14 protein-coding genes are annotated in these 15,441 nt (G+C 68.1%); 8 read left to right on the top strand and 6 right to left on the bottom strand.

The features are described 5' to 3' along the window. Nucleotides 1–135: 135 nt before the first annotated feature. Nucleotides 136–2,802, top strand: coding sequence for an ATP-dependent helicase HrpB (gene hrpB, locus AC1DCZ_RS03620; RefSeq protein WP_476973393.1), 2,667 nt, complete (start codon nucleotides 136–138; stop codon nucleotides 2,800–2,802). A gap of 123 nt (nucleotides 2,803–2,925) precedes the next feature. After that, nucleotides 2,926–4,026, top strand: a complete 1,101-nt coding sequence (locus AC1DCZ_RS03615) for an FAD-dependent oxidoreductase (RefSeq protein ID WP_476896171.1) — start codon at nucleotides 2,926–2,928, stop codon at nucleotides 4,024–4,026. An 85-nt stretch (nucleotides 4,027–4,111) separates the two neighbouring features. Here the strand turns inward: AC1DCZ_RS03615 and AC1DCZ_RS03610 are convergent, their stop codons facing one another. From AC1DCZ_RS03610 to AC1DCZ_RS03595, 4 genes are all read right to left on the bottom strand, one after another. Further along, nucleotides 4,112–5,674, bottom strand: coding sequence for a CehA/McbA family metallohydrolase (locus tag AC1DCZ_RS03610; RefSeq protein WP_476896170.1), 1,563 nt, complete (start codon nucleotides 5,672–5,674; stop codon nucleotides 4,112–4,114). Between the two features lie 140 nt (nucleotides 5,675–5,814). Continuing rightward, nucleotides 5,815–7,530, bottom strand: coding sequence for a phospholipase C (locus AC1DCZ_RS03605; RefSeq protein WP_476973392.1), 1,716 nt, complete (start codon nucleotides 7,528–7,530; stop codon nucleotides 5,815–5,817). A 74-nt stretch (nucleotides 7,531–7,604) separates the two neighbouring features. Next, the gene (locus AC1DCZ_RS03600) at nucleotides 7,605–7,769 is read right to left on the bottom strand and encodes an alkaline phosphatase family protein (RefSeq protein WP_476896168.1); all 165 of its coding nucleotides are present in this window, start codon (nucleotides 7,767–7,769) and stop codon (nucleotides 7,605–7,607) included. Further along, complete coding sequence (locus AC1DCZ_RS03595) at nucleotides 7,754–7,927, bottom strand: twin-arginine translocation signal domain-containing protein (RefSeq protein WP_476896167.1); 174 nt, start codon at nucleotides 7,925–7,927, stop codon at nucleotides 7,754–7,756. The genes AC1DCZ_RS03600 and AC1DCZ_RS03595 overlap by 16 nt, the downstream gene beginning before the upstream one ends. Before the next feature lie 236 nt (nucleotides 7,928–8,163). Here AC1DCZ_RS03595 and AC1DCZ_RS03590 point away from each other — a divergent pair, with 236 nt between their 5' ends. Then, nucleotides 8,164–9,381 carry a macrolide family glycosyltransferase gene (locus AC1DCZ_RS03590; RefSeq protein ID WP_476896166.1) on the top strand — a complete coding sequence of 406 codons (1,218 nt, stop codon included), beginning with the start codon at nucleotides 8,164–8,166 and terminating at the stop codon, nucleotides 9,379–9,381. A 51-nt stretch (nucleotides 9,382–9,432) separates the two neighbouring features. Here the strand turns inward: AC1DCZ_RS03590 and AC1DCZ_RS03585 are convergent, their stop codons facing one another. Then, a complete protein-coding gene (locus AC1DCZ_RS03585) occupies nucleotides 9,433–10,134 on the bottom strand; it encodes an alpha/beta hydrolase family protein (RefSeq protein ID WP_476896165.1) in 702 nt (233 codons plus the stop codon). 69 nt (nucleotides 10,135–10,203) lie between these two features. Between AC1DCZ_RS03585 and ligD the strand changes: the two genes are divergently transcribed. From ligD to AC1DCZ_RS03570, 3 genes are all read left to right on the top strand, one after another. After that, nucleotides 10,204–11,226 carry a non-homologous end-joining DNA ligase gene (gene ligD, locus AC1DCZ_RS03580; protein ID WP_476896164.1) on the top strand — a complete coding sequence of 341 codons (1,023 nt, stop codon included), beginning with the start codon at nucleotides 10,204–10,206 and terminating at the stop codon, nucleotides 11,224–11,226. 101 nt (nucleotides 11,227–11,327) lie between these two features. Further along, the gene (locus AC1DCZ_RS03575; RefSeq protein ID WP_476896163.1) at nucleotides 11,328–11,456 is read left to right on the top strand and encodes a hypothetical protein; all 129 of its coding nucleotides are present in this window, start codon (nucleotides 11,328–11,330) and stop codon (nucleotides 11,454–11,456) included. Between the two features lie 567 nt (nucleotides 11,457–12,023). Further along, nucleotides 12,024–12,623, top strand: coding sequence for a hypothetical protein (locus tag AC1DCZ_RS03570; protein WP_476973391.1), 600 nt, complete (start codon nucleotides 12,024–12,026; stop codon nucleotides 12,621–12,623). Between the two features lie 322 nt (nucleotides 12,624–12,945). On the opposite strand, the gene AC1DCZ_RS03565 is transcribed toward AC1DCZ_RS03570, so the two are convergent. Further along, nucleotides 12,946–13,299, bottom strand: a complete 354-nt coding sequence (locus AC1DCZ_RS03565) for a hypothetical protein (RefSeq protein WP_476896161.1) — start codon at nucleotides 13,297–13,299, stop codon at nucleotides 12,946–12,948. 184 nt (nucleotides 13,300–13,483) lie between these two features. Between AC1DCZ_RS03565 and AC1DCZ_RS03560 the strand changes: the two genes are divergently transcribed. After that, nucleotides 13,484–14,767, top strand: coding sequence for a class I SAM-dependent methyltransferase (locus AC1DCZ_RS03560; protein ID WP_476973390.1), 1,284 nt, complete (start codon nucleotides 13,484–13,486; stop codon nucleotides 14,765–14,767). A gap of 15 nt (nucleotides 14,768–14,782) precedes the next feature. Next, the gene (locus AC1DCZ_RS03555) at nucleotides 14,783–15,427 is read left to right on the top strand and encodes a hypothetical protein (RefSeq protein ID WP_476896159.1); all 645 of its coding nucleotides are present in this window, start codon (nucleotides 14,783–14,785) and stop codon (nucleotides 15,425–15,427) included. Nucleotides 15,428–15,441 lie beyond the last annotated feature (14 nt).

The following is a 15,441-nucleotide window of genomic DNA, read 5'->3' as shown; positions in this document are numbered from 1 at the left end:
CCGTGGTCCTCCCGCAACGCTTTCATCTTCCCGGCGCAGGCCAGCTCGTTTAACTCAGCATGGATGAGAACAATGAGGCGCAGATGAAAGGATCATTAAGGAACCCTCATGTTGGATTGAAGGCACAATGGATGCGTGACTTATCCCCTCGTTCCTTCGGACCCCGCCGGCGCCCAGGGGCCCTTCAACCTGGGCGCCATCGGGGCCGGACTGGCGTTTGCGGACTCGCTCGGGGACCTCTCCGGGGCCCTGCGTGCGGGACTCCCGGCAGCCACGGCAGTCGTGCAGGCGCCTCCGGGCACGGGAAAAACCACGCTGGTTCCCCCGCTGCTCGCCAACATCGTGGCCGGAGCCGCGGCGGATAACAGCGGCGGCAACCTGCGGATCGTCGTGACCCAGCCGCGCCGGGTTGCCGCGCGTTCGGCGGCCCGCCGGCTTGCCGCCCTGGACGGCAGCCGGCTCGGCGGCCGGATCGGGTACACGGTTCGCGGGGAGCGCCAGGCCGGAGCAGACACCGTAATTGAGTTCCTCACTCCGGGGATCCTGTTGAACCGGCTCCTCGCGGACCCGGGGCTGGAAGGCACCAGCGCAGTCATCCTTGACGAAGTCCACGAGCGCGGCCTGGAGACGGACCTGCTGCTGGGCATGCTTGCCGAAGTCCGGCAGCTCCGCGGTGACCTCACCCTCGTCGCCATGTCCGCCACGCTCGACGCGCCCCGGTTTGCCGCCCTGCTGGGAGCGGCCGGGACGGGGGAGTACGACGGCGCCGGACCGGCTCCCGTCATTGACTGCCCGTCCGCGCTGCACCCCCTGGACATTGCGTGGGTGCCCGCGGCGGTTCCCCGCCTCGACGAAAGGGGGGTGGCCCGCGTCTTCCTGGACCATGTGGCCGACACGGCCGCCGCAGCGCACGCCGAAGCACTGGCCGCCGGCCCTGCCATCGACGCCCTGGTGTTCCTCCCGGGAGCGTGGGAGGTAGCCTACGTCGCCGATCGTCTGCGCAGGCGGACCACTGCAGAGGTGCTTGAACTGCACGGGCAGGCGGGCCCGGCGGAACAGGACCGGGCGGTTTCCGGGCGGGAACCCGGGGCAACCGCGCGGATCATCGTCTCGACGGCGCTCGCCGAGTCCTCCCTGACCGTTCCCGGGGTCCGGCTGGTGATCGACTCGGGCCTGGCCCGGGAGCCGCGGCGCGACTCCAACCGCGGCATGTCCGGCCTGGTGACCGTGTCGTGCTCCCGGGCCTCCGCCGAGCAGCGCGCCGGACGGGCCGCCCGCCAGGGCCCCGGCCGGGTGGTCCGCTGTTACGACCAGAAGACGTTCGGGGCCGCCCCCGCCCATCAGACTCCGGAAATCGCGGTGGCAGACTTGACCGGCGCCGCCCTCATTCTGGCCTGCTGGGGATCCCCTGGCGGCCGGGGGCTTGCGCTCGCGGATGCCCCGCCGCCGGCCGCGATGGATGAAGCGGTCGAGGTGTTGCGGGAACTCGGCGCGGTGGGACCCGACGGCCACGCCACGGCGCTGGGAAAGACCCTGGCCAGGATTCCCGCGGACCCGCGGCTGGCCCGGGCGCTGCTGGACGGGTCCGCCATCGTCGGCCACCGGGCCGCGGCTGAGGCCGTCGCCGTCGTCGCCGGCGACCAGCGGGCGCCAGGATCAGACCTCACCCGGCTCCTGGCCACGCTGCGGGCCGGCACGGACCCGGCGGCACGGCGCTGGGCGGAGGATACCCGGCGGATGGAAAAAATCGCACGGCAGGAGGCATCGCGGGCCGCCCGCGCCCCCTCCGGTGCTGAGGTGACGGCCGCTGAGGCCGTCGGGCTCGTCGTCGCGCTCGCCTTCCCTGACCGGGTGGCGCGCCGCGTCACGGGCGAGGGGCCTGAGCGCTACCTGCTCTCCTCGGGCACTCGGGCGGGCCTGCCCGCTGGCAGCCCGTTGGCCGGCCAGGAGTGGCTGGCCGTAGCCGAGGTCTCGCGCACAGGAGGGCGGGACGCCGCGGGGACCGGCGCCGTGATCCGGTCTGCGGCGCCGCTGACAGCGGACTCGGCCGCGGCCGCTGCACGGCACCTCCTGAGCGACACCGTGGTGGCACAGTTCAACCAGGGCAAGGTCACCGCCCTGCGGGAACGCCGGCTGGGAGCGATCGTGCTGTCTTCCACACCGGTCAGGCCCACAGCGGCGGAGGGCCGCGCAGCAGTGGCCCGTGCACTGGGACGGGAGGGCCTGGGCACCATCGGGTGGTCGACGGCGGCGGACGCATTGCGGCGGCGCCTGGCCATGCTGCACCGCGAACTGGGCGGGCCCTGGCCGGACGTTTCAGAGCAAGCCTTGCTTGCCGGACTGGACAAGTGGCTGGCGCCGGAACTCGAGGCTTTGGCCGGAGGCGCGCCGACGAGCCGGATCGACCTGGCCGAGCCGTTGCGGCGGCTGCTGCCCTGGCCCGAGGCGGCCAGGCTGGGGGAGCTGGTGCCGGAGTGGCTTGAGGTGCCCAGCGGTTCCCGGCCGAAAATCGATTATCCGGCCGTGGACGACCCCGCCGGCCGGCCCGTGCTGGCCGTCAAGCTGCAAGAATGCTTCGGATGGGCGGCCACGCCCCGGCTCGTGGGCGGCCGGGTGCCCGTGCTGTTCCACCTGCTCTCGCCGGCACGGCGGCCGCTGGCCGTGACGGACGACCTGACGTCCTTCTGGTCCGGACCCTACGCGCAGGTCCGTGCGGAGATGCGGGGCCGCTACCCCAAGCACCCCTGGCCGGAGGATCCGTGGGCGGCCCCGGCGACAGCAAGGACCAAGGGTAGGAGCTGACCGGAACGGCCCTTGCCCGTGGCCCATCTGCGGCCGGATACTCGTTGTGTAGGCCCCTGAATCCACTTCGCGAGGACAGTACGTCGGCGTGCCGGAGGCCACTTTCGTTGAAGAGGGAACTCCATGAACGGCTCGGCTGTCCAGCAGCCCCTGGTAGCGATTATTGGTGGAGGGTACGGCGGCATTAACGTTGCCAAGGCCTTAGATGACCACGTTGCCGTGACGCTGATTGAGCCCAGGGACGCGTTTGTGCACAACATTGCTGCGTTGCGGGCTGTGGTCCAGCCGGAGTTCCTGCAGCGCATGTTCTTGCCCTACGACCACCTGCTCTCTCACGGCCGTGTCGTGCGGGACCGGGCCGTCAGAATTGACGGACGCAACGTCGTTCTGGCCTCGGGGATCCGGCTGATTCCTGACATCCTTGTCCTTGCCACCGGGTCCACGTACCCGTTTCCGGCCAAGAGCGACAAGGACGAGACGGCCGAGGCGCTGACGGAATACCGCAGTGCCCACGAGAACCTGGTGCGGGCCCGCCGCGTCCTGCTCCTGGGTGCCGGCGCCGTGGGACTCGAATTCGCGGGGGAAATCGCCGCCGCGTGGCCGGACAAGGAGATCATCCTCGTGGACCAGGCTGAACAGATCCTGCCTGGGCCCTACGATCAACGGTTGCGGGATGAGATCAACCGGCAATTGCGGGAACTCCGCGTCGAGCAGGTCATGGGAAGTCCCCTCACCCGGCTACCCGACGTCCCGGCCGGCCAAACGGCCCGGTTTTCCGTCACCACGTCGGCCGGGACCACCGTTGACGCTGATATCTGGTTCCGCTGTTACGGAATAGCCCCGCAGACGGGATACCTTGCCGGAGGTCTGCTGGCCGCCCGGACGGCCGAGGGCTACCTAGCGGTCAACCCGGAACTGAATGTGGTCGGGTTCGGCAACATCTACGCCCTCGGCGACATCGCCGCCATCGACGCAAACAAGGCAGGCATCGCGGGCCGGCAGGCCAAGGTCGTGGCCGCCAACGTCCTGGCGCAGCTTGCAGGGTCCGCCGAACGGACGGCATATTCCCCGGGGCCGCCCGTGATCATCCTCCCGCTGGGACCGACGCGAGGCTCCGGACAGCTTCCGGGCGGGGAAATCGCCGACTCCGAAACGATCGCCAGGATCAAGGGACAAGACCTGATGGTCACCCGGTACGTCGAGATCCTGAACATCCCCGTGTGAGCCACCCGGCCTGTCCGGCGCGCCGCCGGACCGGACCGGACGCGTGCCGGGCCGGCCCGGCAGCGATAAACTGCCCGGTGCGCCCCTACTTTCCGCCGAGGAAGATCGGGTTGGTGAGCGCAGCCATGGGCCCGAGCTTGAGGGTGGTCCCCATGGCTGTGCCGTCGCTGGGGGTGCCGTCGGTCATCGGGTGGCGTACCTCGACGCGCACGTAGGCGGCGAGCTGCGGGGTGGTCACCCAGGTGCTGGTGCCCTGGCCGGTGGCCGGGAGGGTGGTCTGCTGGGTCTGGCCTTCGTCCGTGATGAGCCGGACCACCCCGTTGGGGATACCGGAGATTTTTGCTGTGACCGTGACGCGGGCATCCGCGGCGGCATCGAGGCGCTCCCCAACGCCGGCGCTCCGGCCGCCGGAGGTCACGGTGAAGTCCACGGTCATGTCGGCCGATTCCGCGATCCAGCTTCGGCCGTTGCGGATGCCCTCGAGGATGGCGTCTCGGGACAGCGCCGTGGCGTTGACGACGTTGTGGGGGAAGCCGATGACCTGCGGCGCACTGTGGGCGTCGCTGTTGCCCATTGCCGGAAGCCAGCGTCCGCCGGTCCGCACGGAGTGGGCGAGCATGGAATCCCAGGAGTTGATGGCGTATTCGTCATCGGCGGTCCACGGGCCGGTCCAGACCTCGACCGCGTCGGCGTCGTCGTAGCCGAACTTCCAGCGGCAGGCGACGTACGGGCAGAAGGGGTGGGCGGGAACCACGATGCCGCCGGAGGCGTGGATTCTCTGGGCTTCCTGCTTGAAGCCCTTGTCCCGGGCCCGGTAGCGCCAGTCGATCCACTCCCCGCCCTGGAGTCCCAGGGCGAGGTAGTGCCCGTTCCGGGTCGTCACTTCCTCGCCCGTGAGAATGAGCAGGTCGTTTCCGGCCAGCGGCCCCCACACACCGTGGGACGCCGGGGTGTTGTGGTCGGTGCTGATCATGAAGTCCAGGCGTGCGGCGCGGGCCCCCGCGGCAACTTCGGCGGGCGTGCGCTTGCCGTCGGAATAGACCGTGTGGAGGTGGGCGTCACCGCGGTACCAGCCGGCGCCCCGGCCGGCAACCTGCCGCGGCGGGTACTGCGGGCGGAAGGCCGCGCCGTCGGTTCCGTAGTCCAAGGTGACGTTGACGGTGTAGTCCATGCCCTGCTCGGCCACCTGGTACGGACCGAGCGCGATGTTCCAGGTGCCCTTGCCGACCGGGCCGGGCAGGTATCCCGGGGTGGCTTCGGCGGCGGAGATGAAGAACTCAGTGCGGAAGCCCCCGGACCAGCCGCGGAAGCCCTTGCCGGCAAGGTCGGTTCCCTTCTCATCAAAGACGCCGATGTCGCACGCGTTCGTCAGGAGCCCGGAGGCGACCGTGGGCTTGCTGTAGCTGTACAAAACGCTGATCCTGTTGACGCCGGCCGGCACTTCGACGGGAAGGTAGACGAAGTCCGCGGCTCCCGGTTCCAAGTGCCCGGTGATCGTTTTGGTCTTGCTGGTTCCGGTGTCGGCGGCTGCGAATTGAATGGGAGCCAGCGTCAGCGCGGCGCCGGTTACGGCGGCGGCCAGGAATCCGCGGCGCGAAGGGGAAAGGGGTACGTTGTCGCCCGCATGGGCTTTGCATGGTGAACTCACTCGCCCCATGCTCACGAAGCCGGCTGAATGGAAGGCCACGGGCGCAAAGACAAGACTTGAACAGGTGGAGGCGCCGGGCTGTAGAAACACTGCAGCCCGCCCAGGTAGTCCTGGACGGGCTGCGCAAGTGCGCGGGACCGCTAGTGGGGGGCGTGTCCATTGCTGTTGTCGTTGCCGTTGTCACCGGCGTGTTCGTTGCCGTGGGTGATGCTGGCGACGGCGCCCGTTTGTTCGTTGAGCAGGACCTTGTCCTGGCGGCGGTGGGTGAAGTTGAACATGGCGTTCATTGAGCCGGCTGTGGCGTCTGCAGAGGCGTCGCCGATGTGGCCTGTCGTCCAGTTGTCTTCGATGAAACGGAGGATCGATGCCTGGTCCGTCTGGGTGTGGTCCACGAAGTTCTTCCTGGCGTAGGGGGAGATGACCACGAGAGGCTGGCGGGGGCCGGGGCCGCAGCGGTCGGCGTAGCCTCCGGACATCGGGACGCCCTTGTTGTATGCGTTCAGGCACCACGCGGCGTCGTCGGGGTTATTGGAGGAGTTCTTCACGGCAGCGGCGGCGTGGTCGTACCAGCCGTCGGAGTCGTCGTAGGCGAGGACGACGGCGGTGCTGTCCCAGTTCTTCGACTGCTGGATGGCGTTGACCTGGGCGGTGATGAATTTCTGTTCGTCGACCGGGTCGGAGTAGCTGGCGTGCCCGTCCTGGTAGTTCGGGGCCTTAAGGAAGGAGACGGCGGGCATGTTGTCCGAATTGACCACCTTGCTGAAGTCGGAGACATCGTACTGGTGGTTGGCCTGACCGTTGTGGCCGATCTCCGCGTCGCTGGCGGGAGCGAGGTGATGGGGGTTGGACGTGGACTTGTAGTACTGGAACGGCTGGTGGTGCGGGTTGTAATCCGTGGACGATGTTCCGGCCACGTTCGTGTGGGAGGCGCCGCACGAGGCGGGCGTTGTGGCCGTGGCGGGGGTCGTCGGGGCGAAGCCGCCCTGGAACCAGCCCCAACTGACGCCCTTGTCGTTGAGCATGTCGCCGATGTTCCTGCCGTTCATGCCGGCCAGGTTGGAGTTGGTGGTGTGGCTCTTGTTGGAGCAGTCGTCATAGACGGGGTCGGGGTCGTTGATCATGGTGCCCACGCCGTTCGCGTCGGGCGCGCGGACGGTGTAGTCGCTGGCCGCCGGCTTGACCGGCTGCCCCGCCGCGGTGAATTCGCTCGCGCCGTGCGTCTGCCCTGAGACCAGGTTCAGCGCTCCGGGACTCGAGGGCCCGAACACGGTGCTGAAGTGGGAATCGCTCATGGAATAGTTCTGCGCGTAGTTCCAGATTCCGGTGACGGTGTTGCCGTCGTAGTAGTCCATGGTCAGGCCCGGCCGGCCGAACTGGCCCGGACCGCAGGCGTCCTTGCTGGTGTTCTCCACGAATTTGTCCATGAGGCCGCCGTTGTAGGCTTTCTGCTCGGCGGTGTACTCGTGGTCCTGGTCGCAGGTGACGGCCTGCGACGGCGTAAGACGCGACGGCTGGACCGAGTTGGGGTTGTTCGGTGCCAGCAGTCCGGCGCCGGCCAGCGTGTTGATTCCCTTGGGCGTGTCCTTCGCCGCGGTGAAGGCCGCGGCGGGGGTACCGGTGCCCTGCTGCGCTTCCCCGGCCGTATTGGCAGCGTTGGGGTACGTGGCGAAGTAGTGGTCGAAAGAGACGTTTTCCCCGTAGATCACGACGACGTGCTTGATCGGCGTCGCTGTGCCGGCGTGCTTGTCGCCGGCTGAGGCCGGCCCGGCTCCGAAGCCAAGGAGCCCGGCTGTGAGGGTGGAGACCGCCAGCGCCGCGGCGCCCGTGGCAGCCGCGAAGGGTTTGAAGTGATTCATGGTTTCCTGATCGTTGTCCGGCGCAGGGGTTCCCGGCGCCGTGGGGGCTGATGGATGAGGTCTGGTGTCCGCGGCTAGTCCTGGCGGAAGCAGGAGGTGAGGTCGCCGATCCGGGCGAGCCGGTCCCGGGGAGGGGCCGGGGGCCCGGCGGGGATGCCGTAATTTCCGGCCCACGAGGCAGTGCCGAAGTTGGGGTCGAATGACCGGTTCTCCTGCAGGCAGATCACGATGTGGTCCACCGGCGCGCGCCCGCCGTGGTTGCCGCGCTGGTCCTGGGACCGGCGAAGGCCGGACTTCCGCCAAGGCCGCCGGCCCCGGCCAGGGCGGCACCTGCTCCGAGACCGGCGAGCAGGTTCCGGCGCGTGAACGGCCGGCTTCCGAGGTGCTGGTTGGTCAAGTCAATCCTCCATAGATCGGAACGGTGCCCCTGTACGCGAGTTGAGCCTAGGGTGCGTCGGTGAACCGGGGGCAAACCGAGACCATACTTTCGGTTACGTGCGGTTGACGGCCGCAGTGCAGCACGGCCGTGGAACCCCGGTCCGTGCTGTTCTGTGCGGCGGCGCGGCAGCAGGAGGATGATGATGAAACATGGTGGCCGCTGGCGAACGCCAGTCGCGATGAGGAGTGATCATCATGCACTTTTCGTTCATATCCATTCCCGCCGCAGGGCACGTGAACCCTACGCTGGCGGTCGTCGCTGAGCTCGTGCGCCGCGGGCACCGGGTCACGTATTTCACGTCGGACAAGTTCGAACAACGGATACGGGGTGCGGGGGCGGTGTTCCGCGCTTCCGGGGAGGACTGGATGGCGTTGATGCCGACGCCGGTTCCCGGCCAGCCGCCGCGGCCGGAGTTGATGCGTCCGATGATGGAGCGCGTGTTCGCTGACATCAGGGCGGGCTTTCCCGCTCTGGTGGAAGAGCTGGGGGCAGATCCGCCGGCCGCGGTCTGCTTCGATGCCATGACCCTGACCGGGGGGATGGCCGCGGAGAAGATCGGGGTCCCGGCGATCGCACTGATGCCCACCTACGCCACAAATGAGCATTTCTCCCTCCGGTCGCTGTTTCCTGCAGCGCCCCAGCCTGAAATGGCGGAGGAGATGTCCAGGACCTGGCAGGCGATGGGCCGGTTGATCGCCGAATTCGCGGCCGACCAGGGCGTAAGCACTCCGCGGATGTTCGACGGTCCGCCGGCACCGTTCAATATCGTCTTCATCCCGCGGGAATTCCAGCCCATGGGGGAGACATTCGATGAACGCTTCCTGTTCGTGGGCCCCTGTGTGGCTGGCCGGGACCCGGGCGGCGAATGGACGCATGAGGGCCCCCGTCCCGTGCTGTTCATTTCGCTGGGAACGACTCCGTTGAACCGGCGGCCCGAGTTCTTCCGGATGTGCCTCGAGGCCTTCGGGCTGAGCACATGGGATGTCACCCTGGCCATCGGGGAACAGACTGACCTTGGGTCCCTGGGGCCCATTCCGGCCAATGTCCGTGTGCAGGCGTCCTTTCCGCAGCTTCTGGTTCTCCGCCAGGCCGATGTCTTTCTCACACATGCGGGAATGAACTCGACCATGGAAGCGCTCTATTTTGGCGTGCCCATGGTGGCCTTCCCGCAGCAGCCCGAACAGGAGGCCACCGCGCGTCGGCTCGAAGAGCTGGGTTTGGGCCGGCGCCTTCCGGCGGAGGACCTCACTCCGGCGAAGCTGCTGGACGCAGTGTCCGGGGTCAGCGCGGACGCGAAGATCCGCCAGGCCGTGGCGGCCATGAGCGCGACCGTCCGAAGCGCGGGCGGGGCCACCGCGGCGGCTGCCGCCATCGAAGCCCACCTGCAGCACCGCCTGGCCCGCACGTCCTGACAGGGTCCCTTTCAGTCCCGCGGACGCTCCCGGCCGGCCCTGCCCAGGGCGTCATGCGCCGGGATGCGGGGCAGCGGACGTGGCGATCGTGCCGGCCTGTTTGAGGAACGCCGCAACCGCCGGCGCCAGCGACGCCCCGACCTCCTCGGCGCCGCGTTTGTGTCCGGCGACATCAAAGGTGTGGCCGGCATCCTCACGCCACTCAAGCTTGGCGGAGGCACCAATGCGCGCGACCACCGCCTCGAGCAGTTCCGGCGTAGCGAACGGGTCGCGGGTGCCCTGGAGGAAGAGCATCGGCAGCGTCAGGCCGTAGAGATGCTGATCGCGAAGCTTCTCAGGCTTTCCGGGCGGGTGCAGCGGGTAACCGAGGTAGACCAGTCCCGCGGCGGCCATGCCCTCGGCGACGGCCATCGAGGCCATGCGCCCGCCGAACGATTTGCCGGCGGCCCACAGCGGCCCGCCGGGTGACAGGGAAGCCGCCGCATCCATGGCCGCCCGCCAGGCGGCCACGGCCACCGGCGGCCGGTCGGGGAATTTCCTGCCGGCCTCCCTGTACGGGAAGTTGAAGCGGAGCGTCGCGATGCCCTCCTCGTTCAGGGCGCGTGTGAGGCCGCAGAGGAACGGATGTTCCAGGCCTGCCCCTGCCCCGTGGGCAACGACGATTGTGGCAACCGCGCCCCCCGGTCTTGCGAAAACGCCGGAGACGGTGCCGTCACCGACGGCTATGGCGACGGGGGATTCGGTTGCGGTCATGGCTCCATAATGCACGCCAGCCATGCATGGTGGCTTCATTTGCCGATGGCCAGGGGGTAGCTTGTGCTCATGGTGAGGGAAGCAGCCACGGTAACAGTCAACAGTCCGCAGGGAACCCGGGAACTGAGGGTGTCGAGCCCCGGCAGGGTCCTGTGGCCCGCGCTGGGTCTGACAAAACTGGACCTCGCCCGCTACATCGTCGACGTGGGCGACGCCTTCGTGGCGGCGAACGGGGACCGGCCCGTGACCCTCCAGCGGTTCTCGGACAGCATTGACGGTGAACAGTTCTTCTCGAAGAATCCGCCCAAAGGCGCGCCGGACTTCATCCGGTCAGTCGGCGTCGTCTACCCGAGCGGCCGGTCCCATCCCCAGCTGGTCATCGACGACATCGCAGCCGCGGTCTGGGCGGTGCAGATGAACACGGTCGTGTTCCACCCCTGGGCCTCACGGGCCGGCAACCCGGACAACCCCGACCAGCTGCGCATCGATCTGGATCCGCAGCCCGGCACGGGGTTCGATGATGCGATCCCGGCGGCGCAGGAGCTGCGGGCCGTGCTCGCGGAGGCCGGTCTTGATGCTTTCATCAAGACATCCGGCAACCGGGGCCTGCATGTCTTTTCCCCCATCGAGGCGAGCCGTGAATTCCTTGATGTGCGGCATGCCGTCATCGCCGCGGCGCGGGAGCTTGAGCGGCGAATGCCGTCAAAGGTCACCACCGCCTGGTGGAAGGAGGAACGCGGACGGCGGGTATTCGTTGATTTCAACCAGGCGAACCGGGATCGCACGATGGCCGGAGCCTACAGTCCGCGGGCCCTGCCGAACGCCACGGTTTCCTGCCCGATCGGCTGGGACGAACTGGAGAACGCGGATCCGCATGATTTCACGATCGCCACCGTGCCCGGGCGGCTCAAGGCCACCGGTGATCCCTGGGCGGCGATGCATTCGGTCGCCGGCACCATTGACACCCTCCTCGGATGGTGGGAGCGGGACAAGGCGGCAGGGCTGGGCGAGCTTCCGTTCCCGCCGGACTTTCCGAAGATGCCGGGTGAACCCCCGCGGGTGCAGCCCAGCCGGGCCCGCGCCAAGGACTGATCCCCGACCGGGCCGCCGGCCCGGCGTCGGACGCTTCCGCGGACGCGTCCGCGGCGACATCCGTGAACCATCCGTTTCCGCCGCCGCATCGAATTACCGTCATGAGCAAGACGGAAAAGAAAAACCTGAGGTACTGCGACTACTACTGCATCATGTCGCTGAAGGACTTCTCGGCGTGGGTCGAGGCCGACGACGATCAGGAACCGTCCATGTCGTATTCGACCGTATAAGAACAATTGCCTGCGGGAGGGTGTCGACTGGCCGGCGTATTGGGAGGACGATTAAGGGGCAGTCGCTAAAGGAGGTACGTGATGTGCTATTCATCCAACAAGGACTTCGGGCGGAGCTATAAGAAGGAATCCGACCGAACGCCTGAACCCCGCGCCGAGATCAGGCCGGAGGACCGTTCGGAGCTCCGGACGCAGAGGCAGGGCATGCTGTTCTGGGCGTTCCCCCGCCGTCGAGGCGGGCGCCCGGCCCAGGAGCCGGTTGTTGATCGGACAAGCGAGAAAGTCTAGGGCACAATCCAGCCCGACAGCGAAGGGAAGGCCCCGCACGGCGGGACCTTCCCTCGTGCCGCCGGATTCCTGACGGGGGAGTCCTCCGGGTTGGGTGCCTCCGGGACCCGAGCCGATGCGGGCGTCAAGGGAGCGCTAACGTCGGGCGCGCCGGCGTATGGAAAGCATCAAAGCCTCTTCCGGGCGGGCGCAGCCGGTGGTGTGATGGAGCATAGGGACTACCGTGGCCGCATCGGACACGGTTGACGCCCGGCAGGATCGAGAACCGCAATGGATCACATGGCGCGCCCCCAAGCAGACCTCCTCTCCGCACCGGCCCAGGATGCCCGTGACTTCGTTGTCGTTGATGACAGCGGGGCGTTTTCCTACTACGCGACCGAACGGGCTCTCCTTGCGGACTTCGAGTATATGGACGAGGCGTCCTGCATCATTGATCGCCAAGGCCACTACTACCGCCTGGAACTGGACCCGAACCGGCACCTGATCCTTGGGCCGGCCCTTGGACCCGTGGAGTACCACTGGCTCCGCCAAGCACTGGCCGACGCCCAGGAGATCCACGCGGAGGAGCACCGGCTCCGGCGCCTCATGTCGGCATCGCCGGCCGCCCTGGTGTCCGGCATCTTCGAGACCCTCGAACTGGAACGGGAATCGGCAGCAGCGCCGGCCCCATGGACGTTCGACATTGGCGCTGTCAACGTGCGGCGGTCAACCCTGCACGACGTCGACCGCCGGTTGTCCGAGCAGGTCGACTTGGCAGAGATCAGGGTGACAGACCCCTTCGGCCACGTCTACCGGCCGGTCCGCTACCGCAAGCACTGGTATCTGCCGGCCTCGGCCGGATTCATCGTCTACAACGAAATCCCGGCCTCGAGGAAGTGAGCCGGTCCTCTCTGAGGGATCAGTGGGCCGCCCCAGGCTTGCCGCGGAGGCGTTCGCGCACGAGGACGTTGGCGTCGTTGAGGCCGACGATCTCCACGTCTTTGCCGTGGTGGCGGTACTTCTCCGTAATGGCGTCCAATGCTGCGATGGCGGAAGCGGCCCAGAGGTGGGAGGCGTGCGGAGTTCCTTGAGAGGGCCGTGCACCAGCGGGCGAAGTTGGCCCGCAACCTGGCAAAAGCTGATGAATTCATTCAAAGGCTCAGCGGACAGTCCTGACGGATGGTGCGTCCCCGCCTGTGGGATGCCTCGCCCCAAGTACCTGCTAGGCGCGGACTGTGCGCAGGATTCCGCGGACGGACATCCCGACGGCGCACACCACGGGAACCAGCCCGGCCAGCACCACGACGATATTGGGCCGAAACGTCACGTGCCCGCGGGGACCGCGCGCGTAGACGCCGAGCGGAAGCACGAATCCGCCGCCCCCTCCGCCGGTGCCACCCCTGCCGTCATCGCCGGTTCCCGGTCCGGCGTCGGGACTGCTGCCCCCGCCGAAGCCAAAAGATACCAACGCCACCGGGATAATTTCTTCCCCGGCGATCTGCACCGGAGCGCCGTAGGCCCTGGACACGCCAACGTTTTTAAACGTCTCGACGAGAGACGGGAATGCTTCAGACATAGCCAACACGATAGGCACCCGACGCAGGGAGCGCCAGAGCTTTGCGCACTGCAATCGTCACTGCTGATGAATCCAAAGGCCTTAAGCCCTGTCGCAAGGCCATGGTTGCCAAATACATTGAACACATGGACAGCGCGGGTGCGCTTCTTGCCCTGTCTGCGGTGCTGGAAGAGAGGCAATGAACATGACGAAGACCACGGGTGTGGCATCACGGCTGGCGGAAGCGCTGGCGATAGTCCTGGGAACCCAGGAGATTCCGCTACGGCTTCGGGCGTGGGACGGTTCGGAGGCCGGCCCCGCCGCGGCCCCGAAGGTTGAGTTCCGCTCCCGCCGGGCCCTCCGCCGCATTCTTTGGTCGCCGGGTCAGCTGGGGCTCAGCCGCGCCTACGTGTCCGGGGACATTGATGCCCCCGGCGATATCTTCGCGGCGTTCGCCGCCCTGACCTCTGCCGGGAAGTTCGCCGAGCCGGGCCCCTTCCGGCCCCTCACGGCACGTGAAATCTGGACGCTCGTCACCGCGGCCGTCCGGGTGGGGGCGATTGGCCCGAACCCGGCACCTCCGCCGGAGGAAGCCCGCGTCGCACGGTACGGCAAACGCCACTCCAAAAGCCGCGACGCCGCGGCGATTTCGCACCACTACGACGTCGGCAATGATTTCTATGCCCTCGTACTGGGCCCGTCCATGGTGTATTCGTGCGCCGTCTGGAACGACGAAGATACCGGGCTGGAGGCCGCCCAGGAAGCCAAGCTCGATCTTGTCTGCCGCAAGCTGGGGCTGAAACCGGGAATGCGGGTCCTCGATGTGGGGTGCGGCTGGGGCAGCTTCGCCCTGCACGCCGCAGAGCGTTACGGGGTCGACGTCGTGGGTGTCACGCTCTCCACCGAACAGGCGGCGCTGGCCCGCAAACGGGCAGCCGACGCCGGCCTGACGGACCGCATCGAGATCAGGGTGCAGGACTACCGCGACGTCGACGACGGACCCTTCGACGCCATCAGCTCCATCGGCATGTCAGAGCACGTCGGGAAGGAGCAAATCCACAACTACGTCTCCCGGTTGCACGGGCTGCTGCGCCCCGGCGGCCGGCTCCTCAACCACGCCATCTCCTGGAACGCCGGACCCACGGCGCCGGACCCGGATTCCTTCATTCCGCGCTATGTCTTCCCGGACGGCGAGATGCTCAGCCTCGCTGACATGGTGGGCGCGCTGGAAGCCGGCGGCCTCGAGGTGCTCGACGTCGAGGCCTTGCGCCGGCACTACGCCCTCACCCTGCGGGCCTGGGTGCAGAGCCTCGAAGCACAGTGGGAGGAGGCGGTGACGGCGAGCAGCCTTGGCCGGGCTCGAATCTGGCGGCTCTACATGGCCGCCAGCGCACTGGGCTTCGAGGCCGGAATCACGGGCGTCAACCAGATCCTCGTGCAGCGCGCCGGCGGAACCGAGCCGCCGCTGCGCCGGACCACCTGGATCTGAAGGCGGCCGCTGATCATGGTTGACTGGCAGGACGCACTGCCCCGGTGGGCCGCGGGGTGGGCCGCGGTCCGCGGCGGAACCTCGGCCCCCGAAGGGAACGGTGTCACGGCGTTGCCGGACGGGGAACATCCCCAGGCGGAGTACATCCTCGCCTGGCCCGGAAACGACGTGGACGCCGCGGCCGCGGCGGTACTGAAACAACCAGGCGCAATCCTCACTCTGGCCACGTCCGACCCGGAAGCGGCCCGGAACTATGCTGCCAGCCGGGGCCTCGCCGCTGTCAGGGTGGCCTCACTGCTCACCGCACGCACGGAGGACCTCGATGCACCGCCGGCGTTGCCCGAGGACGCCCAGCTGGCCGAGGCGCCCCTCGAGTTCTACGACGTCGTCGAAATTTCGCTCTTCGACCACCCCGTCGCCGGTGGCAGGATCAGCGTCCAGCAGGATCTCGCCGTCGTCGGGGGGATCCGTGCGCAAAGCCCGGACGACCCCGGCGGTTTGGCTGCCGCGGTGCTGGCCGGCCTCGCCGACGATGCGGCAGTCCACGGCGCCGGCACCCTGTACACAATCCTGGACCCGGACGAGACGGCCAGCTACACCGCCTCCGGCTGGACGGCAGCGGCAGATATCCTGAGCTTCGGCGCGCCCGGAGGAACCTGAACCGGGCAGCGCGT

Source organism: Arthrobacter sp. 10N418 (assembly GCF_056394725.1).
This window is presented reverse-complemented; position numbering and strand designations above follow the sequence as displayed.

Excerpts from the sequence above, each read along its gene's own strand:
- AC1DCZ_RS03555 (WP_476896159.1), top strand. The coding sequence starts at position 14,783 with ATGGTTGACTGGCAGGACGCACTGCCCCGGTGGGCCGCGGGGTGGGCC.
- ligD (WP_476896164.1), top strand. The coding sequence starts at position 10,204 with ATGGTGAGGGAAGCAGCCACGGTAACAGTCAACAGTCCGCAGGGAACC.
- AC1DCZ_RS03590 (WP_476896166.1), top strand. The coding sequence starts at position 8,164 with ATGCACTTTTCGTTCATATCCATTCCCGCCGCAGGGCACGTGAACCCT.
- AC1DCZ_RS03605 (WP_476973392.1), bottom strand. The coding sequence starts at position 7,530 with ATGAATCACTTCAAACCCTTCGCGGCTGCCACGGGCGCCGCGGCGCTG.
- AC1DCZ_RS03585 (WP_476896165.1), bottom strand. The coding sequence starts at position 10,134 with ATGACCGCAACCGAATCCCCCGTCGCCATAGCCGTCGGTGACGGCACC.
- AC1DCZ_RS03565 (WP_476896161.1), bottom strand. The coding sequence starts at position 13,299 with ATGTCTGAAGCATTCCCGTCTCTCGTCGAGACGTTTAAAAACGTTGGC.
- AC1DCZ_RS03570 (WP_476973391.1), top strand. The coding sequence starts at position 12,024 with ATGGCGCGCCCCCAAGCAGACCTCCTCTCCGCACCGGCCCAGGATGCC.
- AC1DCZ_RS03575 (WP_476896163.1), top strand. The coding sequence starts at position 11,328 with ATGAGCAAGACGGAAAAGAAAAACCTGAGGTACTGCGACTACTACTGC.
- AC1DCZ_RS03615 (WP_476896171.1), top strand. The coding sequence starts at position 2,926 with ATGAACGGCTCGGCTGTCCAGCAGCCCCTGGTAGCGATTATTGGTGGA.
- AC1DCZ_RS03560 (WP_476973390.1), top strand. The coding sequence starts at position 13,484 with ATGACGAAGACCACGGGTGTGGCATCACGGCTGGCGGAAGCGCTGGCG.